This window comes from Bifidobacterium moukalabense DSM 27321 (assembly GCF_000522505.1).
Classification (GTDB): domain Bacteria; phylum Actinomycetota; class Actinomycetes; order Actinomycetales; family Bifidobacteriaceae; genus Bifidobacterium; species Bifidobacterium moukalabense.
On sequence record NZ_AZMV01000004.1, the window covers coordinates 105,981 to 126,470 of the forward strand.

22 protein-coding genes and 1 pseudogene are annotated in these 20,490 nt (G+C 56.5%); 9 read left to right on the forward strand and 14 right to left on the reverse strand.

The features are described 5' to 3' along the window. The first annotated feature begins 168 nt into the window (after positions 1–168). Positions 169–1,731, forward strand: a complete 1,563-nt coding sequence (gene guaA, locus BMOU_RS04500; protein WP_034875270.1) for a glutamine-hydrolyzing GMP synthase — start codon at positions 169–171, stop codon at positions 1,729–1,731. Between the two features lie 221 nt (positions 1,732–1,952). On the opposite strand, the gene BMOU_RS04505 is transcribed toward guaA, so the two are convergent. Continuing rightward, complete coding sequence (locus BMOU_RS04505; RefSeq protein WP_137648175.1) at positions 1,953–2,282, reverse strand: XRE family transcriptional regulator; 330 nt, start codon at positions 2,280–2,282, stop codon at positions 1,953–1,955. Positions 2,283–2,480: 198 nt separating this feature from the next. On the opposite strand from BMOU_RS04505, the gene BMOU_RS04510 reads away from it, so the two are divergent. The 3 genes and pseudogenes from BMOU_RS04510 (at position 2,481) to BMOU_RS11565 (ending at position 3,384) form a co-directional block, all read left to right on the forward strand. After that, positions 2,481–2,687, forward strand: coding sequence for a hypothetical protein (locus BMOU_RS04510; RefSeq protein ID WP_034875272.1), 207 nt, complete (start codon positions 2,481–2,483; stop codon positions 2,685–2,687). Between the two features lie 30 nt (positions 2,688–2,717). Then, positions 2,718–2,846 (forward strand): annotated as a pseudogene (locus BMOU_RS11815) (tyrosine-type recombinase/integrase); the annotation flags it as partial. Positions 2,847–3,069: 223 nt separating this feature from the next. After that, positions 3,070–3,384, forward strand: a complete 315-nt coding sequence (locus BMOU_RS11565) for a site-specific integrase (RefSeq protein ID WP_235143732.1) — start codon at positions 3,070–3,072, stop codon at positions 3,382–3,384. Positions 3,385–3,807: 423 nt separating this feature from the next. On the opposite strand, the gene BMOU_RS10705 is transcribed toward BMOU_RS11565, so the two are convergent. The 12 genes from BMOU_RS10705 to BMOU_RS04560 all read right to left on the reverse strand — a co-directional run bounded on the left by BMOU_RS10705 (position 3,808) and on the right by BMOU_RS04560 (position 13,785). After that, positions 3,808–4,020 carry a hypothetical protein gene (locus BMOU_RS10705; RefSeq protein ID WP_137648174.1) on the reverse strand — a complete coding sequence of 71 codons (213 nt, stop codon included), beginning with the start codon at positions 4,018–4,020 and terminating at the stop codon, positions 3,808–3,810. Between the two features lie 61 nt (positions 4,021–4,081). After that, entirely contained in the window at positions 4,082–4,489 is a 408-nt protein-coding gene (locus BMOU_RS10710) for a hypothetical protein (protein WP_051428914.1), read from the reverse strand. After that, positions 4,467–4,817, reverse strand: a complete 351-nt coding sequence (locus BMOU_RS10715) for a DUF262 domain-containing protein (RefSeq protein WP_235143706.1) — start codon at positions 4,815–4,817, stop codon at positions 4,467–4,469. Before BMOU_RS10715 ends, BMOU_RS10710 begins: the two co-directional genes overlap by 23 nt. 69 nt (positions 4,818–4,886) lie before the next feature. Next, positions 4,887–6,053: a hypothetical protein gene (locus BMOU_RS04530; protein WP_034875275.1), complete on the reverse strand. Its 1,167-nt coding sequence runs from the start codon at positions 6,051–6,053 to the stop codon at positions 4,887–4,889. Between the two features lie 3 nt (positions 6,054–6,056). Then, on the reverse strand, positions 6,057–6,521 hold the full coding sequence (locus BMOU_RS04535; protein WP_051428916.1) for a hypothetical protein: 465 nt from the start codon (positions 6,519–6,521) through the stop codon (positions 6,057–6,059). Positions 6,522–6,526: 5 nt separating this feature from the next. Then, positions 6,527–6,721 carry a hypothetical protein gene (locus tag BMOU_RS11215; protein WP_051428917.1) on the reverse strand — a complete coding sequence of 65 codons (195 nt, stop codon included), beginning with the start codon at positions 6,719–6,721 and terminating at the stop codon, positions 6,527–6,529. Between the two features lie 479 nt (positions 6,722–7,200). Further along, positions 7,201–7,359 (reverse strand): hypothetical protein, encoded by a 159-nt coding sequence (locus BMOU_RS11320; RefSeq protein WP_161631972.1) that lies wholly within the window; start codon positions 7,357–7,359, stop codon positions 7,201–7,203. A gap of 597 nt (positions 7,360–7,956) precedes the next feature. Then, a complete protein-coding gene (locus BMOU_RS04540; RefSeq protein ID WP_034875276.1) occupies positions 7,957–8,346 on the reverse strand; it encodes an SMI1/KNR4 family protein in 390 nt (129 codons plus the stop codon). Between the two features lie 11 nt (positions 8,347–8,357). Continuing rightward, complete coding sequence (locus tag BMOU_RS10725; RefSeq protein ID WP_051428918.1) at positions 8,358–9,554, reverse strand: HNH/ENDO VII family nuclease; 1,197 nt, start codon at positions 9,552–9,554, stop codon at positions 8,358–8,360. Then, positions 9,551–10,852, reverse strand: coding sequence for a hypothetical protein (locus BMOU_RS04550; protein WP_051428919.1), 1,302 nt, complete (start codon positions 10,850–10,852; stop codon positions 9,551–9,553). Before BMOU_RS04550 ends, BMOU_RS10725 begins: the two co-directional genes overlap by 4 nt. A 935-nt stretch (positions 10,853–11,787) precedes the next feature. Then, entirely contained in the window at positions 11,788–13,164 is a 1,377-nt protein-coding gene (locus BMOU_RS04555; protein WP_137648172.1) for a nucleobase:cation symporter-2 family protein, read from the reverse strand. A gap of 39 nt (positions 13,165–13,203) precedes the next feature. Then, positions 13,204–13,785 (reverse strand): xanthine phosphoribosyltransferase, encoded by a 582-nt coding sequence (locus BMOU_RS04560; protein ID WP_034875278.1) that lies wholly within the window; start codon positions 13,783–13,785, stop codon positions 13,204–13,206. A gap of 186 nt (positions 13,786–13,971) precedes the next feature. Here BMOU_RS04560 and BMOU_RS04565 point away from each other — a divergent pair, with 186 nt between their 5' ends. From BMOU_RS04565 to rpsD, 5 genes are all read left to right on the forward strand, one after another. Continuing rightward, complete coding sequence (locus BMOU_RS04565) at positions 13,972–16,560, forward strand: ATP-dependent helicase (protein WP_137648277.1); 2,589 nt, start codon at positions 13,972–13,974, stop codon at positions 16,558–16,560. Positions 16,561–16,653: 93 nt separating this feature from the next. Beyond that, positions 16,654–17,052, forward strand: coding sequence for a DUF4418 family protein (locus tag BMOU_RS04570; RefSeq protein ID WP_034875279.1), 399 nt, complete (start codon positions 16,654–16,656; stop codon positions 17,050–17,052). A 1-nt stretch (position 17,053) separates the two neighbouring features. After that, positions 17,054–18,265 carry an ABC transporter permease gene (locus tag BMOU_RS04575; RefSeq protein WP_034875280.1) on the forward strand — a complete coding sequence of 404 codons (1,212 nt, stop codon included), beginning with the start codon at positions 17,054–17,056 and terminating at the stop codon, positions 18,263–18,265. 2 nt (positions 18,266–18,267) lie between these two features. Then, complete coding sequence (locus BMOU_RS04580) at positions 18,268–19,077, forward strand: ABC transporter ATP-binding protein (RefSeq protein WP_034875281.1); 810 nt, start codon at positions 18,268–18,270, stop codon at positions 19,075–19,077. Between the two features lie 255 nt (positions 19,078–19,332). Beyond that, positions 19,333–19,959, forward strand: coding sequence for a 30S ribosomal protein S4 (gene rpsD, locus BMOU_RS04585; protein ID WP_003841914.1), 627 nt, complete (start codon positions 19,333–19,335; stop codon positions 19,957–19,959). A gap of 112 nt (positions 19,960–20,071) precedes the next feature. Here rpsD and BMOU_RS04590 read toward each other — a convergent pair whose 3' ends face one another. Next, positions 20,072–20,449, reverse strand: a complete 378-nt coding sequence (locus BMOU_RS04590; protein ID WP_034875285.1) for a phage holin family protein — start codon at positions 20,447–20,449, stop codon at positions 20,072–20,074. Between the last annotated feature and the right edge of the window lie 41 nt (positions 20,450–20,490).

Sequence of the window (20,490 nt, forward strand, 5' to 3'; positions counted from 1 at the left end):
ACGTTCGTTTTGCAGTGTTCACTCGCGGCGTGTTGAGTCGAACATAGTGAGCAATTGTGAGATTCGTTCACCCTGTGTTTACAGCGTTTCCAATGTCGCCTAGCATCGCCACAATGGAGCCATTACTATTGTCGGTCTCTGTTTACCTCGTATCCAAGGGAGAGTGTTATGGCGACAGGTCCTGTGCTCGTTGTTGATTTCGGAGCCCAGTACGCCCAGCTGATCGCACGTCGCGTGCGTGAGGCCAATGTCTATTCGGAACTCGTGCCGCATTCCATGCCGGTCGATGAGATGCTGGCCAAGGATCCGCAGGCCATCATCCTTTCCGGCGGCCCGGCCTCGGTGTTCGAACCCGGTGCCCCGCGTGTGGACAGGAAGCTGTTCGAGGCGGGTGTCCCCGTACTCGGTATCTGCTACGGCTTCCAGGCCATGGCCTATGCGTTGGGAGCGGATGTCGACAAGGCGGCCTTGGGCGAATACGGCAAGACCGAAACCACCATTGATGAGGCCGAAGGCCTGCTCGAAGGCTCCCCAGCCGAACAGAACACCTGGATGAGCCATGGGGTGGCAGTCAAGACCGCTCCGGAGGGCTTCGAAGTGCTGGCGCACACTGAGGGTGCCCCCGTCGCCGCAATGCAGGACGAATCCCGCAAACTGTACGGCGTGCAGTGGCATCCGGAAGTCAAGCACACCCCGATGGGGCAGCGCCTCATCGAGACCTTCCTGCACAAGTGCGCCGGTCTGCAGAACAATTGGGATGCCTCCGGCATCATCGAGGATCAGGTGAAGAAGATTCGCGAGAAGGTCGGCGACGCCCAAGTGATCTGCGGTCTGTCCGGCGGTGTGGATTCCGCCGTCGCCGCGGCGCTGGTGCATAAGGCCATCGGCGACCAGCTCACCTGCGTGTTCGTGGATCACGGTCTGCTGCGTAAGGGCGAGGCCGAGCAGGTCAGGCACGATTTCGTCGAGGCCACGGGTATCAAGCTCATCGCGGTTGACGCTTCCGAGGACTTCCTCACCGCGCTGAAGGGCGTGAGCGAGCCGGAGAAGAAGCGCAAGATCATCGGCGAGAAGTTCATTCGCACCTTCGAAAAGGCGCAGCGTCAGGTCATCGAAGAGGCGGGCGCTTCCGGCAAGGAGGTCAAGTTCCTCGTACAGGGCACCCTCTACCCGGATGTCGTGGAATCCGGTGGTGGCGATGGTGCAGCCAACATCAAGTCGCACCACAATGTGGGCGGTCTGCCGGACGACATCAAGTTCCAGCTTGTCGAGCCGCTGCGCACCCTGTTCAAGGACGAGGTTCGCGCCATCGGCACCGAGCTCGGCCTGCCCGACGAGATCGTCTGGCGTCAGCCGTTCCCGGGCCCGGGTCTGGGCATCCGCATCATCGGTGAAATCACCAAGGAGCGTCTGGACCTGCTGCGCGAGGCCGACGCCATCGCCCGCGAGGAACTGTCGAAGGCCGGTCTCGACCGTGACATCTGGCAGTGCCCGGTCGTGCTCCTCGCCGACGTGCATTCCGTGGGCGTGCAGGGCGACGAGCGTACTTACGGTTCGCCGATCGTGCTGCGCCCGGTGTCTTCCGAAGACGCCATGACCGCCGACTGGTCGCGCATTCCGTACGACGTGCTGGCCACCATCTCGACGCGCATCACCAACGAATGCCGCCAGATTAACCGCGTGGTGCTCGACTGCACCTCCAAGCCGCCGGCGACCATCGAGTGGGAATAATTTTTAAGGGGCGGCCTGCGATGATTTTGTCCCGCTGAGTACCGACGAGTGCCGCTGGGTACGCGGTAAGCACCAAACCACCTGCAATTCGGGTGAATATTCGAGCTGATTCAGTCCTCGGCTCTGGAAAGAGTCGAGGACTTTTCTTTGCCTCCGAACTGGGGATATGCGGCTTCATATTCCCAAGGCTCGAACGCAGTGATACAGGGCGGCACACAGCGTTATATGCACCTTGCAACTACTCCCGAAGTATACGGTGCATTTTTTAGGCCCCATCCCCTGAATGCGTAGGCAAGCTTCGGGGAGTGCTTGCTCTTGGGGTCGATTGAAAGGCCCATGCCATCCTCAGACGGCTGCAGGCCGTATTCTTCCTCCAACTGCAGGAACATGCCGACGAGGTCCGCATAGGACTCCACTTGATAATCCTTGAGCGTGGATTGCGAGACGTCCAGCGCTTTGGTGATGATTTGTGGCAGTAGCTCGGGCTTAACGGCACGTATGCCGTTTTTCGTAGTGACGCACGGCACCCTCGGCAGGTAGTTTCTCTGCAAGCTTGCCCTGCGTCATGTGGTGCATTTTACGATAGCGCTTAATGTTGCCGCCCATGTCCATGTACGGCCCCTTTCCGTAGATGAATCGTGCATATTCTAATACCGTACATATCCGTGCTCAACTCTTGACAGTACGTTTCCGTACGACTGCTTTTCGTATCGCAGTACCGTACAAAAACGTACGTCCAAGGAGAAGTTATGCAACGACAAGCTAAAAGGCCCTGCTTCATGCGGGTCCAGGAAGTCGTGGAGCGCCTGGGGCCACAAGGCGACCGCCTACGAGATCATCCGCAAGGTGAACCAGGCGACGTCGCCAAGGGCGCCTTCGCCATGAAGGAGCGCATGCGAAGCGACATCTTCGAGCGTGTATTCTTTCCGGAGGTGGGTGAAGATGCCCGCTCATAAGAACAAGGATGCCGGAACCTGGCACATGCAGTGCTACTACAGGGACGCCTGCGCAAACACACCTGGCTCTCCGAGGAGCGGATGATAAGCGGCGAGATCCTGCCGTTCTTCGGGCTTAAACTGATGTGCCTGATTAAGCCCGTGGACATCGTCAAGTGGCAGAACGAGCTCATCAACCATGTGGACGCCAAAGGCAACCACTACAAGCCCACATGCCTTCGCACGCTGAACAACCAGCTTCAACCACGCCGAATGCTTCTACGGCTTGGAGGGCAACCCGGTAAGATGTGTGGACAGGATCGGCGGGAAGACTACCGACGCGATGAAGTTCTGAACGAAGGACGAGTACCCGCGTTTCAGCGAGGCCATATCGGACAAGCCATTGAGTTTCTACGCGTTCGAGGTTCTGTACTGGACGGGCATCTGCTACGGCGAGCTGTTGGCATTAACGCCCGGCGACTTCAATCTAGCGGACTCAACGCCCTCCATCACCAAGTCGTACCAGCGCCTGCAGAGGCGCGATGTTATCACGCCGTCGAAGACGCCGAACTCCGTGCGTAAGGTGCAGATGCCGAAGTTTCTGCGCGACGAGATGGCCGACTTCATCGCCATGCGCGCGGATCTGGGACCTGAGGACAGGCGACCAAGTACTACTTGGGCCATGAGCAGAAATGTGGAAGCGAGGCTGTCGACGTGAAGCACATATGCGTGCACGATTTGCGCCATAGCCACGTTAACCTGCTCATTGGCATGGGGTTCAGTGTGTTGGCAATCGTCGAGCACGTGGGCCACGAGGCTGTGGACATCACTACTGCTACGCACACCTTTTCCTGACAAAGCAGCAAGACATGGTAAATGCTCTGGATCGACAGAAGGAGAACTAACATGCCCTGCCCCAACGACGCGAGAATCCACGACAAGACGATGGCTTTCCACTGCATGCCGGAGGAATACGAGCCGATCCCCCGATTGGCCGAAGCCTGTGGGGCGAACAAGCAATTACATCATGGCCAAGCTGACCGACAAGGAAATTGTTGCTGTGAGCAATCCGCGAACCTGCAAGGCGGGTCGAGTCTTTGACTGCTGATTCGCGGCGAGAGAATCAAACGGGCAACTTGAGCTACGCAACGGTTCCCGTGCCAAGCAAAATGTGCGACCCGAGCGCCACCTGAGCCGCTAGAAAGCCATTCCACACGGGGCCGCTGGCCTTGTTTCTTTCGAACTCGTTTGGCAATGTGACACTGAAGTAGTCATTGGTCAGACGCGCTGCAATCTCGCCGTCGAGCCAGCGGCGGAACGCCTCCGCATCCGACAGCTCCTCCAAAGCGTTCATCTGCTGCTCGAAGACGGACTCGAATCCCCGTGTACATCTGCTAAACGAAGCCATGGCGGAACTAGCACTTGGCCACGCGTTGCAACTCGATTCCGGCCATATCAAAGCGGTGCTTCGCAAGCAGGTAGATTGTATATGATAACGGGATTGTGTTCTCGGAGCTGATCATGCCCCTGTTTACGTATCCAGCCTCACCGAGGGCGTTGATGAATGCATGCCAGTCGTTCAGGTTGAGCACTTTGCCCAGTGCGGAGCCGAATTTCGCGAAGTTCTCCTCGTGCTTGGCGACGCTTGTCTTGCTCGTCTCCAAATCGCGGCCATTGAGGATGAGGCGTGCATAGCGAAGCCTGCCGCGGCCGAACCCGACGCCGACGGTCGCCCTGATTATATGGCTTGGCTTTACCGTGAGCAGCGCATTGTAGAAGGTTCCGGTGCCCTGCTTACGGCTATCCTCGCACCCAATCCTCAATCTTCTGCCTGGTTGCCGGCTCGTAAACCGAGAACAGGGTCATGATGAAGTCGCCTTCGTTAAGCTTAGTGCCGCCTGAGTTCACGCGGATGAATATCTTGGACGTCTGCTCCTCGTCGGCCTTGTTCGATATCGAGAGGATGGGGATGTTGTAGGTGGTCTCGAGGTTGAGCAGCTCGTTTATGCCCTCTTCCATGGCATCCTCGGCTTCGTAATCGAGTTTCGACAGTCCGCGATTCTCGTTTGCCTCGTTCAAGCGCCTGATGTATTCGCGGCGGAACCTGGTCGTCTCGTTGTTGCGCTTAGCCTCGATAACCTCGCTAACCAAGTTTCCAACCGGTCGATCTACCCCTTCGAAGAGTGGCTTTGCCATCGAATTTCCTCTCGAATCGTATCGTTAATCTTCCTCGGCGTCTTCGACTAACCAGCAGGTTGTACCATCCGTGAGAATGGTCTTTGATGCATGGGTCGCAACTGTGATGCGTTTAATGCCCTCTTCACATTTCTCTGTGCTGGCTTTGACCTTTTTTTCGGCGCTGCGAAGGTCTGACTGCATGTTTTGCTTCGATTCAAGGAGCTTCTGCTTTGCGGCAGCCCGTGGGGTTTTCGAGGTGAGGTTCTTCAAGGGGTTCTTGTCGTTGCCACTAGGAATGGCTAGAGGCGCACCTTTGAGGGCACCAATCCTCACCTCCATAACCCCAGCAACGGTGGCTCGCTTTGCGAGGAAGCCTTGGGATTTTTTAACTATGCGTTCCTTTTCGATGAGAGCGCTTTGCTCATCCATCGCACCGTCGTAGTACATGCGAGTCATGCCCAGCGCAGACAAAGCCTGAAGGCACATGGCAAACTGCTCTTCGCGGGAATGAAGTTCTTCGAGGAGGGGTTGCAGCTCCTTCTTGCTCGCCGCGGCTTCCCTTGCCCTTTTGTCGAGGTCGCCCATTTGGAGGGTAATCCAATCAACAACCGCACCGACTTCGTTGTATTGCCTCTCGATCTCGTTGCGAGCTGCTCGGAAGGCTTCGAGGCTCCTCAAGTTGTGCTCATATAAACCAGAGTACGTTCTGGCCACATCCAAGGCGTTGTTGAGCTTTGCCCTCTGCTCGTTTTCAAACATCGAGACGACCTTATCGAGCTTCTCGTCGATGCCGTGCAGACTATCGCTGATCTCGGTCATGTATGCTTGTCCGACGACCATCGCCGCCGCTGCAAGGCCGGCACCCGCAATTTGGGTCGGGTTGATCTTACCGGCTTCCCTGAGTTTGATCTGACCGGCAATCTTGTTGTTGGAGCCTTTTACGACGGCTCGGTAGGCACCTTCGTCGCCCTTAGCTTTCGCGAGGTCTTGGATGGTGAATCCATTGGGTACCTCAACTTTAAAAAGGCCTTTCTCGGGGATGGATTCGAGAACATCCGAGGCGACCTGGAAAGCGGAGTCTGCTTTGGCCAAAATGTCTATTCCGGCCGATTCCTTATCGACCTTGGCGAGCACCTGCATTCCATCGAGGTCATCGGCGGACACGATTTCAACGTTGACGACCGCTAGGTTCTTGTCTTCGGCTGTCATGATTTAGTCCTCTGTGGAGACGAGCGATTGAAGGTCCCATTTGTTATAGGAATCTGCCGCATTGAGATTTTGCAGCAATTCGGCGAATTCCGGGCCGATCTCGTCTTCGTTGCAAGGATACGACAGGACCCACATGGGTTCCTTAAACTTGAAATCGGCATAAACGTCGATGTTTCCGAGCCCGCGCAGCTGTGAGTAGACGGCCAGGCCAACTGAAGAGCCACAACCCACGAAAACATCCTTGTATGCGGACAGGTCCTTCTCTCCCTTGGACTTCATGGTGATTATCGCGTAGCAGCCCGTGAAGGCCATGTATCCGGAATCCAGCTCGCTGGAATCCGACATGTTGGCCTCGAAATTCTTGAAGAACTCCTTTGCGGAGACGGGAGGCAAGGAGGACGAAACCGCCTTCTTCCGGTTCTCTTCGTTGGTTTTCTTCTGTTCTTTGAGCTCTTTTTTCAGCTGCATGTTGTTCAGGAAGGAGACCTTTGCGTTCTTACTGTTTTTTTTGCTGCTGTGTTTGCGGCGTCCCGAACCTGCTCGACAACTTTGGGCGCGTACTGCTCGATAAGGGGCTGGAGCACAGGGAGCACTTCCTTGCCGACGTCCACGGCGTATTTACCGGTGTTGATGGCCTTCTGAAGATTCTGAAGTTTGATCTTGGGCATCTTTGGCTCCTGGGAATCGAGTGGACATTGAGACGAAACTGCTAGAGACAGCGGTATTCGAATGACGTCATTTTACACCCGCCGACAGGTGGGAAATCCAAACAGCCCATTGGCGTTCAAAATACATCGCTATCACGAATTACTCAGTTGGCAACTGAATCTGTGGAGTAGACGACGGTGTGGGAGTTGATAGTTTGATAGCTGGAGGTCACGAAGGCTCCGGCTTGGTTAATGTCGGTCTTCTCAGTACAACCTCGCACTTTCGGCGGAGATCGCTTCCCCGTCGTCGCTCGCATTCATGCTCTCAAGCGGGATCTCGTACACGGAGTAGGGGGAATTGTCTCCTCGGGCTCCAATCCTACGTCCAGTAAGATGGCGGCTATCGCGATGAGTGCCAAGCCCAACAGCAGCAATTTCTTCCTCCCGAAACGAAGCGAGGGTCCGGTTTCCCGAAGCCTCGGGTTTTCCGATTGCAGTCTTTACTTGTCTTGCATTTCCTCGCAGAGCTTGTCTTCGATGCCCTCTTCCCGCATCTTGCCGGCGCGGCACACGACGCTTGCGACCCAGATGACGCGCCCAGTGAATGACAGCCCTGCAGCCCTCGCAGCCTCGACCGTTATGAAACCGCCGGCATCCATTATGTGCTCCCTCTATCTGAAGTCTTCGTTATCTCTTCTCCTTATCGACTGACATCTCGTCATCTGTATTCCTGACACCTTGTCATGGTTGAGGGGTTCAAGGGATGACGTTTCGTCATGCCTTGGCGGCGGAACCCCAGACGACTCGTCATGTATCTTCGTCAGGAGTGCGAGCGCCGTCACCACATAGACTTGGTCTTGTGACCGCGCCCCGACTCGTGGAAGCTGGTCGAAGGACATCGATTTTCGCCATCGTAGGCGATTAGCTCGCAGCTAGTCCCTTCAAAAGCAAGAACAGGCGCCCTATGAGCAGGGTGCCTGTGTGCAAGATGCCATCCAGTTGTGCCGCCGGGCTATTCACGGCGGCCGGCAATCGTGTACGTCGGCATGGTCGCCTATCTGGTTACATTTCTGGTTTGCTTACTAAAGGCGACCTGCGGGATAGTGGCGTCTTTCCAGGTCTACCGCCTTAATGGTATCCAGATAACCAAGCGACTTGACTAGTTCTACGGATTTACGATGATCAAGGCAGATGAACGGCAGGTTCAGCGGGCATTTATGCAGAGTAGGAGGGACTCTGAGACGAAATGGCAGTTGTCACTCTGAAAGATATTCGATTAACGATGAGGCGATTTTTCTAACGGCGCCACTCGAATCGAGCTGAAAAACGGAGCCAGAAGCATTCTGGCAAATAATTATCCCATCGATGTAGGTATCTTCAATCACGTAGCAATCGGGCTTGAACTCTTGATAGATTGACCGCATATCCTCGGTAGCATTCACGACGTTCAGCCTTTTGGAGTCTATGATCCCGGTCAACTCATGACCGTACGTCTCGATGCAGCCGTATTCCAGAAGGGCGTTTCGGTAATCTGGAGCAAAGCGCAGGCCAAGAGCCGACTCCGCCTCAAAGATTGCTGTTTCGGAAGCTGGCTTGAAACCCGAAAAGCCGGGCAGCTCAACAAGCTCTTCGAAATTGCGATTCATGCTTTAACCCCTTATCCGGCCACTATGGATGCATAGTCACGCCAGAATTGCCTTTTTTGAATCTTAAAGGCGTCCCTGTCGATCTCGCTCGATTTACCTGTAGTGTTAAGAATTTGAGCAACGCCTTTGCCTCTGTGCTCCTCCTGGCTCAGAACCGCTAGGGTTCCATTCGCTTTCTGATTGATGTGATGGAGTTCGTAAGAGTCACCGCTGGGATCGAGCGGCGCCTGACCCTTCCGCATGCGCTGCAGATTCGTCGAGCCCTTTTCATCGACCCTTGTAAGGTCAATGTCCTGAACCAATGCGGTCTTGCCGCTTACGTTTGCGGTCTTGAGTCCCGCATCTTTATAAACGTTGTATTCATCAACGCTCTTGAACTGCTTGATTACGTCGAGCGGGTACTTCGATTCGCGCTGGATCGATGCGGCCTCATTCATGGTTAAACCGTTCAGTGTTGCTCCCTTGAGGCCGGCGGCTTCCGCTGCTCCGCCTCCAATGGCACCCCCGATTGCCCCGAGCATAAAACCCTCGCTCCCGCCAAGGTCAGCAGCCTTGATGGAAGCCTCAACGTCTCCATTTGTTTGAATTGCTGTAGCGGCTCCTGAGGTTATGGCTCCGATCGCGGCGCCAGAGAGCGCTGCTTTCGTTCCAGTGCTGGCTGCAACTGCGAATACCATGCTGCAGGCAGGTGCGACCCCTGCGGTCGCAACCGAAACTGTAACGCAGACGAGGATGACTCCGCCGCCAACAGCAACGTTGCGAATAACCTGGTCATACGTATCATCGTAATCTTGGAGAGCATGAACGGATGTCTGTCCATCCTCACCCAGCGTGTAAACGTATTTAGATCCCGGGAATTGCTCTTGGAGCTCTGCGATGGTGTAGCCGAAGAAGATGGTGGACTGGGAATTGTACGTGAGCTCATCGATGTATTCCTGCGAAATATACACAGCTTGGACATTCTCAACGAACGCGCTTTCCGGAAAATCCTGGCTCAAAACCTGATTGTAAACCGAATCCTGGATGTACTCGGGAAGTCCCTCATCGCTCATCTTCGCGAATTCGCCGTTCTGCGCGGAGGAAACCTCGAGGTTCCCCTCTCGCGTTTCGGAATCACCTGAGGCGGCTGAATTCTGCTGGGTGGGAACACCGCATCCGGATAGCACGAGCATCGCGGATACCAAGACGGCTAGAAGCTTCTTCTTCATCTGTCATCCTTGGCGTCAACGACTGCGAACTCAACTGAGTCGTCACCGTCGATACTGGCGAGCGATTGCGATTCGGGGAGGGAGACAGCTCTGGCGAAACGGCTTTTTACGAGAACAATTACCGCGACAACAATCAGTGCGACGATCAGAAGAGGGAGCGTTAAATTGACTCCGCCGCTCTTGGTCGTTGACGCTGAGGATGAATCGTTTGATACGGGCGTCTCTGTTTGATTGCTCGATTCGGGCCATGTTATAGATCCGTCATCGCCTATCACGGCACCTTGATTGACCATTTCTTTGATTTGAGAAACGGAATAGCCCGTAACGGCATAAGCCTTCAGCTGGGGGTCGCCGCCAACGTAAATGGTCTTCTCCGTTGTTTGGCCCGTTGAGGTGTTTTCGGAGGTTATGGTGTAAACGCCCTCTTCGGTGTATTTGTCGCCATCCTTGGCCGGCGCGTTGGATCGAACGTCAAAGGACTTGCCGGTCAAGACCTCCCGCTTGACGTTTATATTCAGGTAGCGCGAACGGGCCAAGTCGATAGAGAAGCCGTTCGGGGCCACCGATTCGTTGGTCAACTCGGATCCGCTTTGCGCATCGAAGAGAAACGCCATGGTATTGCCGTTTCGGACGGAGAACTTGAATCGGATGGTGTAATTGTTGTACTTAGGGAAGATTGATGCTTCTGGTACGAAAAGAAAACCTCCCACATGGTGCACATCGTTCTTGATCTCGTAGTCTAGAACGACTTCGTAATCGCCTTCCTCGAAAAGATCGACTTGAGTGTTAGCCCCAGCCGTGACGCCCGCAAAGTAGTCGTTGTACACCTGGGGATCAGAAGAGTTGTTCTGGTAGTCGGTTTTGCGAACGATGAGGGTGCCGCGACCAAAACCAGGTTCTGATTTTTTAATTTGCATCCCTTGGTCGTAGCCGTTTTCGTCATTCGCTATTGTCAACGACGAATTCCCGTTTAAACGGTTGATGTCTTGGGATAGCTCGAAATTTAGCGACACTTTGTCACCGATGGTTTTCAGGAAAGTGAACGACTCGCCGTTGCGTTGAACGGACGTGAAGCCTTTGACGTTGAAGGATCCTAACTGCCAGCCGAAATGGGGATCCGACTCTTTGATTTCGTTGCTTTCAGAATAACCGGTGTCCAATCCAGCGTTCACGACGGAACCAAGAGTGAAGCTTTGCCCATCCGCCGAAGCTGTCATCGGCATAGCGAGTAAAAACAAAGCGACGAAAAAAGCGGCGGCGAAAGCCCCGAAAGCACGAACAAATCGGCTGGTTGTCATAGGTTTCCTTCCAACAATATGTTGGCCTAGTATACCGCCGAGTGTATATGTCCTCTCGTATAAATCGATATACAATCGGAAACAGAAAGCGGGTTCATCGACATTTTCTCGAAGTGCGCAATTTCCACGAATGCGCATACCTTGGCTAGCTAAAACTGGATACCCTCTCACAGCTGTGCAACTTCGGTTTTTATGTCTCGTTAAACAGTTTCGGGCTTGATGTGCATTTGTCCAACTAGATTAAGAGTTGAATTTGTTGGACAAATCACAGCGTGTCATTGACCTACGTAAACGCGTTTTCAAGGCGTCTGAAAACCTTTGGGGACAAAAACGTAAACTCAAGGGTGTGAGTTTACTCGTGAGTATAAATTTTGTCCCAAAATTGTCTCCGAGATTGTCTAAAAGCCAAAGTCACGAAATTTCGGCACTTGGCGACACTCGAAATAGGGCTCACGCCTCATATGCAGGATCAAACATCGTAAAACGTCTACCATCGAGTGGGAATAAAGAAGGGCCAAACAATGTCTGACTCTATGGAACGATGTACCACGTTTTTCGTAGAGTCAGACGGATCGCTCGAGAACATTCGATGGAATGGCATGCAGTTTCTCTCGGATTGTCTGTAGTGGGATTCATGGCGACATGGATTGTCGCAGACGATGATCGAGCGTAAATAAGCGTCCCAACCCCGAAACAATCGGGGTTGGGACGTTCGTATAGGGGAGCGGGTTCGTTTCAAAAGGCAACCGAAAATCCAAGGGAAAAAGAAAAGTGTTATGCATGGCCAGATATTGATTGTTCATCTGGTCTGGAACCCCTTGTCGTCAAAGTCGTTGACACGAGCAGACTCGAGGGATATCAACCGGATATGGCACGCCCCTGTTTGCAATCGCGGAACATGACTGCAAACAGGGGCGGGAAAGTGGACCTTCGGATCAGCCCTGATGCTGCGGAGCGGACAGGAAGTGCTCCTCGCTTGGCAGCACGGCATTGAGGATGACGGCGACTACGAACGCCACCGCGATGCAGTTGGAAGCGAAAATCGACTGAAACAGCGCCGGGAAGTTGGTGAAGATGTCACTGACTTGCGTGAAGCCGATGCCGATGGTCAGGCTCAGCGCGGCGATGGTGATGTTGCGCTGCGTGTACCCCGCTTCGGAGATCATCTGGAAGCCCGACAGGATGATGTTGCCGAACATCATGATGGTGCAGCCGCCGAGCACGGCCTGCGGCAGGGAATTGAACACTTCCGCCACGGCCGGCACGAAGCTGGCCAGCACCAGGATCAGACCGCCGGAAAGAATCACCTTGCGGTTGACGACCTTCGTCATGGCCACCAGGCCGATGTTCTGCGCGAAGGAGGTCAGCGGCAGGCAGCCGAACAGGCCGGAAACTGAGGAGATCAGACCATCGCCTGCGATGGCGCCGGCGGTTTCCCTGTCGGTGGGCTGACGGTCGAGACCGACCTTGGTGAGGGCCGCGGTATCGCCAAGCACCTCCACGGAGGAAACCACATACAGCAAGGCGAAGGAGATGATCGCACCCGGGTCGAATTCAAGCTGGAACGGCATGAAGTGGGGGACCGATACCACCTGTAGGCTCGAGAAACCGGAGAAATCGACCTTGCCCATGACAATCGCAACCACATAGCCGACAATCAGGCCGAACAGCACGGACAGCTGCTTGGCGGTGCCCTTCATCAGCAGCTGGAAGGCGAGGCATGCGATCAGCGAAATCAGGCCGAGCGTAAGGTTCTGCCAACTGCCGAAATCCTTTGCCCCGGAGCCGCCGCCGAAGCTGGTGGCACCGACGGACAGCAGGGAGAAGCCTATGGACGTGACCACGATTGCGGATACGATCGGCGGTACGAAACGACGCCAGTATTTGGCCGTCAAACCAAGCACGACCTCCAGCAGGCCGCCGAGCACGACCGCGCCGGCGACGGCGCCATAGCCTTGGTTCTGTGCGATCGACATGGCGGCGGCGACATAGGTGAAGGAGATGCCCGTGACCATCGGCAAGCGGGAGCCGATCAGCCACACGCCATACAGTTGCAGGCAGGTACCCAGGCCGGCCACCAGCAGACCGGCTTGGATGATCGTGGCCGATTGCGCGGCATTCATCTTGGCGGCCGAGGCCACCAGAAAGATCGGAGCCAGATTGGCTACGAACATGGCCATGACATGCTGCAGGCCGAAAGGAATGCCCCTCCAGAACGATACGGGCGCGTCCAGGCTGCTCAACGCCTCGAACGAAATCCCCTTCTTCACGGTGTTCTTCTCTTCGCTCACAGTAGATCCTCTCTTAGTCATGAATGAGCGTTCGCGATGCGATTGTATGAATCGGACCGATTATGCGCGGAATTCAACGGAACCGGTCTGGGGATTCATCGACTCCACAATCGCCAGGGAATCGATGTCATAGCCTTCCTCGCGGAGTTTGTCGCCGCCGCCCTGGAAACCTTTCTCCACGGCGATGCCGATGCCTTCCACCACGGCGCCGGCCTTGCGGCACAGCTCGATCAGGCCCCTCAACGCCTTGCCGTTGGCCAGGAAGTCGTCGATAAGCAGTACATGATCGCCTTCGTTGAGGTAACGCTTGGAGACGATGACAGGGAACTCCTTCTGCTTGGTGAAGGAGTAGACGGTGGTGGTGTACTGGTCGCCATCGAGGTTGATGGACTGTGCCTTCTTGGCGAACACCACCGGTACGTTGCCGAAATGACGGGCCGCCACGCAGGCGATGCCGATGCCGGACGCTTCGATGGTCAGAATCTTGGTGATGGTCCTGCCCTGGAAATGCCTGGCCCAAGCGGCGCCCATATGATCGAACAACTCCACGTCGCACTGATGATTGAGGAAGGCATCGACCTTCAGCACGTCGCCCGGTTTGACGGTACCCTGTTCGCGAATGCGCTCTTCAAGCTCCTTCATGAATCCCCTTAGGTGTTGTCGGCTGCGAATGCAGCATGGTGGATGGCATGCGGCGAGCCGCATATGGCGTCAATATACGCGCGTCAATTGACTATTCCGACGTCTTTCCTGACCTGCGCGTGTGATAGACATGTATTCCGCGAATAAATGATTTCGGGAAGGAAAGTGGAACCGGTGCAGCAGAACATGGGACCCGTCTTGTGCGATCCGCAAACGTTGATCAAGGATCTCAATCCGCAGCAGAGCGAAGCGGTGAAGTACTACGGTCAGGCATTGCTCATCGGCGCAGGCGCGGGATCGGGCAAGACCCGTGTGCTGACACGCCGCATCGCGTGGCTTCTGGCGCATGGCATCTGGGCAAGCCAGATTCTCGCCATCACCTTCACCAACAAGGCCGCGGCCGAGATGAGGGAACGTCTCGCAGCGCTCGTCGGTTCGGAGGCCGAACACATGTGGATCTCGACGTTCCACTCCGCCTGTGTGCGCATCCTGCGACGCGACGGCGACCAGATCGGCCTGGAATCCGGATTCTCCATCTACGACACCGCCGACAGCGAACGACTCATCAAGCTGATCGGCGCCGATTTGAACATCGACCTGAAGCGCTATACGCCACGCATGATCCTCGGCAAGATCTCCGACTACAAGAACTCGCTGATCTCGTGGAAGGACCAGCTCAAGACCTATGCCGCCGATTACAGGCCGGGACAACGCGGCTACCAGATGGGACGGTTCGACAACGTCGAGGAACTGTTCGCCGTGGTGTACGCCGAATACCAGTATCGTCTGTCCCAGGCCAATGCCGTGGACTTCGACGATCTGATCATGCGTACCGTCGAATTGCTTCGGACATGCCCGCAGGCGAGCGACTATTACCGCCATAGGTTCCGCTACATCTTCGTGGACGAGTACCAGGACACCAATCATGCCCAGTACGTGTTGGTACGTGAGCTCGCCGGCATCGATTCGGGTGAACAGGCCGATCCGCATGCCGCGGGCGCAGGAAAGGTCGGACCTTCCTGGATCACCGTCGTCGGTGATTCCGACCAGTCCATCTATGCCTTCCGCGGCGCCGATATCCGCAATATCCAGGACTTCGAGGAGGACTTCCCGAACGCGAAGACCATCATGCTCGAACAGAACTACCGTTCGACACAGACCATTCTGGATGCGGCGAATGCGGTGATCGCGAAGAACGAGAACCGTAAGCCAAAGAAACTGTGGACCGCGCTTGGCAAAGGCGATCCGATCATCGGTTATGCGGCCGACAACGCACAGCAGGAGGCCGGCTATATCGCCTCCGAAATCACGAGATTGCATACGGAGGAAGGTGTCGCCTACAGCGACATGGCCATTATGTATCGGGCCAACGCGCAGTCGCGTTCGTTGGAAGAGGCGATGATCAACGCCAATCTGCCATACCAGCTGGTGGGCGGCACCAAGTTCTACGAACGCAGGGAGGTCAAGGATGCCATCGCGTATCTGCAGGCCATCGTGAATCCTGCCGACGACGTGAACATGCGGCGTATCCTGAACGTGCCGAAACGAGGGCTGGGCGCCCGGGCCGAAGGCTTGGTCGCCATGTATGCCGACCGGCATGGCACGACGTTCTTCGACGGTATCGAACACCTTGACCGGATCGAAGGCATGACCGGACGAACGGCGAAACCCCTTGGCGCGTTCCGCGACCTGATGCATGAGCTGACCGATTTTGCGAGGGAACACGATGCCAAGCCATCCGAGGTGGTGGCGGAAGTGCTGTCCAGAAGTGGGCTTCTGGAGGAGTTGCAACGCTCCGAAGACCCGCAGGACGCCTCCCGAGTGGACAACCTTTCACAGCTGCAATCCGTGGCTGCGGAGTTTGAGCAGAACACGCCGGACGCCACATTGGCGGGATTCCTGGAGACCACCGCACTGGTGGCGGATTCCGATCAGCTGCCCGGCGAGAACGAGGACTCAGGCAAGGTCACGATGATGACCCTGCACACCGCCAAGGGCCTGGAATATCCGGTCGTATTCCTCACCGGTATGGAACAGGGCACCTTCCCGCATTCACGCGCCATGGAGGACGCGAGCGAGCTTTCCGAGGAACGTCGTCTTGCCTATGTGGGCATCACCCGTGCGAAGCGGCGTCTGTATGTGACCCGCGCGGCGGTGCGTGCGCAATGGGGGCAGGCCAACGAGATGATGCCAAGCCAGTTCCTCGACGAGATTCCGGAGGATCTCATCGACTGGAAACGCAAGGAAGCCGGTATGGAGCGCATGCGCGGCGGTTGGCGGAGCGGCTTCGACGATGACGATGAATTCGGCGGTTGGGGCGATGATGACGACTTCGGAACCTCATCGTTCGGCAACTCAAGCTTTGGTGGTTCCAGCTATGGCGCGCATGATAGATCGTATGGCTCGTCGTCTTCCCGCGGTGGCTCCTCCCATGGATCCGGCCGTTCCACGTACGGCTCCGGTTCGCGGTTCTCGTACGGTTCATCCTCCTACGGTTCGGGAAGGTCAGGTAAAGCCGGCAAGGTGACCACCCGCCACACCAAGCCGAAAGCGCTTGATAAGCCGAAAACCGCCCCTGCCTCCGCGTTGAGCAAGGATAATAACCTCGATATCGCGGATTTCCATATCGGAGACAGGATCACCCACGACCAATATGGTCTGGGCACCATCGTCGATACGCAGGATAAAGGGCGTAATTCCATTATCACCGTGGATTTCGGCACGGATGGCGTCAAGCGGCTGATGCTGCGTGTGGCGCCTATCGAGAAGCTCTAATAGCACGGCATGCGGGAAAAGTCAAGACTTTTCTTTCATGGTTAACACTGCGATAATCAGGCGTTGGCCTGACCATATTGTTGAGAGGAAACCATGAACAGGAAACTTTTCGCAGCCATCCCGCAGTTTGTTCTTGGGGTGCTGGTCGCCATCGCCCCGCGAACCTTCGCCCATGTGTGCGAGGTCACGGATATGCCGATGGCCTGCCATTACACCGCACAGGCGTCACTTGGCATCGGCATCGCCATCGCGCTGCTCGCGGTCATCGGCCTGTTCGTCGCCGATGCCACCCGCGCCGGTCTGGACATCGCCAATGCCGTGCTTGGCGTACTGGTGATTCTGGTACCGACCGTGCTGATCGGCGTGTGCAAGGGCGCGATGATGCACTGTCACATGGTCACGTTGCCAACGCTGATCGTGCTGGGCGTGCTTACCGCGACTGTCTCCGTCATCGCCGCGTACCTCGATCTGAAGCCCTCGAAGCATCGCTGATATGAGCCATATCACCCTTGCCGGTTTGCCCCTGACGAATCTTAGGCGCAAACCGTTTCGAACCACGGCCCTCGTCATCGTGGTCACCATGCTCACCGTCGCCTTTTACGGCGGCTCCCTGCTGTCGATGAATCTTGAAGCGGGTCTGAACAGCATGCAGGAGCGTATGGGCGCCGATCTGATGGTCACCCCGCAGAACACGAAGAACGAAGCCGAGGCGCTGTTGACGAATGGCGGGTCGAGTACCTTCTACTTCACCAACGACATCGAGAACGAGGTGTCCAAAGCCGACGGCATCGACGAAATCACCGCACAGACCTACATTTCGTCACTGGCCGCCGCATGCTGCGACGATAAGGTGCAGATTATCGGCTTCAATCCGCAGACCGACTTCGTCATCACCCCATGGATCGGCTCTCAGTTCGACGGCGTACTCGAAGACGGTCAGATCATAGCCGGTGCCGGCATCAACGTGTCCGGGAACAACACCGTCAAACTGTACGGGCATGAATTCCCGGTAGCCGCACAGCTGGCCAATACGGGCACATCGCTCGACAATTCCGTATTCGTCAACATGAACACCGTGCCCGACGTCGTATCCTATTCCTCGAAGGTGGGCCATCCCGCCATTCCGCAGGAATATGCCGACAAAGCGGTCTCCGCCATCCTGATCAAGGTCAAGAGCGGCTATTCCGCCCAGCAGGTCGCCTCCAACATCGCGAAGGCAACGGGGCTCAAGGGCCTTGGCTATGTCTATCCGGGCGGCATCACCGCAACCACGAAGAGCAATCTGATGGTCATCGTGCGATACGTAACGATTTTCGTGGCCGTGTTCTGGCTCATGGGACTGATCGTGCTGCTTGCGGTGTTCGCATCGGCCATGAACGAGCGCAAGCGCGAATTCGCCGCCTACCGCATCATGGGAGCCACACGTTCCACATTGGTGGGCATCATCATCAGGGAGTCAGTCATGATCGGCGCACTGGGCGGCGCGATCGGCATAGCGCTCGCCTCGCTGGCGATCCTCCCCTTCAGCACGCTGATCGGCAGGCAGTTGCAGCTGCCGTACCTGCAATCCGGTGTGTGGAACGTGATGCTGCTGATCGTGGTGAGCTTCGCATTCGCGGTGATCACCGGCGTGATCGCGTCCATCGCCACCGCGGTGAAACTGTCCGCACCGGAAACCTATCTGACGTTGAGGGAGGGGGAGTGAGCATGAACGTATTGGAGTTGCATGATCTGACCCGTGAGTTCACGCGCAGAGGCAAACCGTTCGCGGCGGTCGACCATGTGGATCTCATCCTGAGGGAGGGTGAGTTCATTGCCATCGTCGGGCGTTCCGGCAACGGCAAAAGCACGCTGCTCAACCTCATTACCGGGCTGTTGCGCCCTACCGGCGGCTCGATCATGCTTGATGGACGAGACATCGTCGCCCTACGCGACAGGCAGATGTCGGCGATACGCAACCGGGTGATCGGATTCGTGACGCAGAGTCAGACCCTGCTGCCGAATCTCACCGTAATCGATAACGTGATTCTTCCGGCGGTACTTGAACCCGGCAATCACGCGACCGATGACGATGATTCGCAGGAAACCGATGATGATGCAGAGGAGACGTCTTCGGACCAACCACCGGTGGATGACGGCCTGCCGGATGTGATCGCGGCGGCACCCGTCGCTACGGATGCGGCCACCCGGTCTTCCGACCGTCTCGCCGGGCGTGCCCGCGAACTGTTGGAAATGCTTGAGGTCGCCGATCTGGCCGACTGCTATCCGAAGGAGCTTTCCGGCGGCGAGATGCGCCGCGTCTCCATCGCACGCGCGTTGATGAATCGTCCGAAATTGCTCATCGCTGACGAGCCGACCGGCGATCTGGACGCCGAAAGCACGGCGATCGTCATGCGATTGCTGAGAGATGTCGCGAACAGTGGTACCGCGGTGCTCATGGTCACTCATGATCCGGATGCCCTGGCGTACGTGGATTACGTATTCCGCATGGATAGGGGAGTGCTGAGCGAGGCATAGGACGAGACATGCCGAATAACATGGCTATCCTCGATAGTCCCGCCCCTATGTGTATCATTGACGATTGGTGTGCGCCTGATAGGGCGTATACCGTCTGGAGCCTTAGCCCATCAGTGGGTCGGCGGCCGACCTTGTTATGAGGTTGCCGTTCGCGCTTGCCGCGAGGGAAGCACTGGAGAGGCTGGCTCAGCGCGGGTCGAGCAATCGGCGCGCGTTCCGTTCAGACAACGACAGAACAAACAAAGGATTAAACCAATGACGAACGTTCAGCGTTCTCGCCGTCAGGTGCGCCTTTCCCGCGCCCTCGGCATCGCTCTGACCCCTAAGGCTCAGCGCATCTTCGAAAAGCGTCCGTATGCTCCGGGTGAGCACGGCCGCACCCGCCGCCGCACTGAATCCGATTATGCAGTGCGTCTGCGCGAGAAGCAGCGTCTTCGCGCTCAGTATGGCATTTCCGAGAAGCAGCTTCGCGCAGCTTACGAGAAGGGCACCCACACCGCCGGCCAGACCGGTAACGCCATGCTGACCGATCTCGAAACCCGCCTTGACGCCCTGGTCCTGCGTGCAGGCTTCGCCCGCACCACCGCTCAGGCCCGTCAGTTCGTGGTTCACCGTCACATTCTCGTCGACGGCAACATCGTCGACCGCCCGTCCTACCGCGTCAAGCCTGGCCAGACCATTCAGGTCAAGGCCAAGAGCCAGACCATGGTTCCGTTCCAGATCGCTGCCGAAGGTGTGCACCGCGATGTGCTGCCGGCGGTTCCGGGCTACCTGGACGTCAACCTGCCTTCCCTGAAGGCCACCCTGACTCGCAAGCCTGAAGCCGAGGAGATCCCGGTGCAGGTCAACATCCAGTACGTGGTCGAATTCTACGCCCGCTGATCTGGATTCACATACTGTAAGAACATACAGTATAAGGACATACAGCAAGAGCCTCGCCGCCGTCATGGCCGCGAGGCTCTTTGCTGTCTACGGGGATTCCGGCAGGTGCTGATCAGTCCGCGACGATGCCTCCGACAATGCCGCCGACGATGGTGGATACGATCGACATGATCAACGAACCGATGACGGACCACCAAAAGCCGTCGATGACGACACCTACGTCGAACAGACTCATGGCCAGCCAGGAGGCGAGCTGCATGAACAGCCAGTTGATGATCAAGGCGATCAGACCGAACGACAGAATGGAGAACGGCAATGCTATGGCGTGCACGATCGGCTTGATCGATGCATTGATCAGCGCCATGAACAATGCGAACGCTCCGATGCCAAGAATCGGGGGTTCCCCGACGGCATGCATGCCAGGCAACAGGGCGACCATGACTGCGGCTGCGATGGTCAAAACCAGCCAACGTGAAATGAAATGACTCATAATCCCAATCGTAATGCATGCGTTTCGCCCATCTCAACAGG

What these genes read in the sequence shown, in the direction of transcription:
- BMOU_RS04540 (WP_034875276.1), bottom strand. Translation starts at nt 8,346, where the DNA reads ATGAATCGCAATTTCGAAGAGCTTGTTGAGCTGCCCGGCTTTTCGGGT.
- BMOU_RS04510 (WP_034875272.1), top strand. Translation starts at nt 2,481, where the DNA reads ATGCAACGACAAGCTAAAAGGCCCTGCTTCATGCGGGTCCAGGAAGTC.
- BMOU_RS11215 (WP_051428917.1), bottom strand. Translation starts at nt 6,721, where the DNA reads ATGCCCAAGATCAAACTTCAGAATCTTCAGAAGGCCATCAACACCGGT.
- BMOU_RS04530 (WP_034875275.1), bottom strand. Translation starts at nt 6,053, where the DNA reads ATGACAGCCGAAGACAAGAACCTAGCGGTCGTCAACGTTGAAATCGTG.
- BMOU_RS04535 (WP_051428916.1), bottom strand. Translation starts at nt 6,521, where the DNA reads ATGCAGCTGAAAAAAGAGCTCAAAGAACAGAAGAAAACCAACGAAGAG.
- BMOU_RS04590 (WP_034875285.1), bottom strand. Translation starts at nt 20,449, where the DNA reads ATGAGTCATTTCATTTCACGTTGGCTGGTTTTGACCATCGCAGCCGCA.
- BMOU_RS04555 (WP_137648172.1), bottom strand. Translation starts at nt 13,164, where the DNA reads ATGACTAAGAGAGGATCTACTGTGAGCGAAGAGAAGAACACCGTGAAG.
- BMOU_RS10705 (WP_137648174.1), bottom strand. Translation starts at nt 4,020, where the DNA reads ATGAACGCTTTGGAGGAGCTGTCGGATGCGGAGGCGTTCCGCCGCTGG.
- BMOU_RS04560 (WP_034875278.1), bottom strand. Translation starts at nt 13,785, where the DNA reads ATGAAGGAGCTTGAAGAGCGCATTCGCGAACAGGGTACCGTCAAACCG.
- BMOU_RS04550 (WP_051428919.1), bottom strand. Translation starts at nt 10,852, where the DNA reads ATGACAACCAGCCGATTTGTTCGTGCTTTCGGGGCTTTCGCCGCCGCT.
- BMOU_RS04575 (WP_034875280.1), top strand. Translation starts at nt 17,054, where the DNA reads ATGAGCCATATCACCCTTGCCGGTTTGCCCCTGACGAATCTTAGGCGC.
- BMOU_RS04570 (WP_034875279.1), top strand. Translation starts at nt 16,654, where the DNA reads ATGAACAGGAAACTTTTCGCAGCCATCCCGCAGTTTGTTCTTGGGGTG.
- guaA (WP_034875270.1), top strand. Translation starts at nt 169, where the DNA reads ATGGCGACAGGTCCTGTGCTCGTTGTTGATTTCGGAGCCCAGTACGCC.
- BMOU_RS11320 (WP_161631972.1), bottom strand. Translation starts at nt 7,359, where the DNA reads ATGGATGCCGGCGGTTTCATAACGGTCGAGGCTGCGAGGGCTGCAGGG.
- BMOU_RS10725 (WP_051428918.1), bottom strand. Translation starts at nt 9,554, where the DNA reads ATGAAGAAGAAGCTTCTAGCCGTCTTGGTATCCGCGATGCTCGTGCTA.
- BMOU_RS04565 (WP_137648277.1), top strand. Translation starts at nt 13,972, where the DNA reads ATGGGACCCGTCTTGTGCGATCCGCAAACGTTGATCAAGGATCTCAAT.
- BMOU_RS04580 (WP_034875281.1), top strand. Translation starts at nt 18,268, where the DNA reads ATGAACGTATTGGAGTTGCATGATCTGACCCGTGAGTTCACGCGCAGA.
- rpsD (WP_003841914.1), top strand. Translation starts at nt 19,333, where the DNA reads ATGACGAACGTTCAGCGTTCTCGCCGTCAGGTGCGCCTTTCCCGCGCC.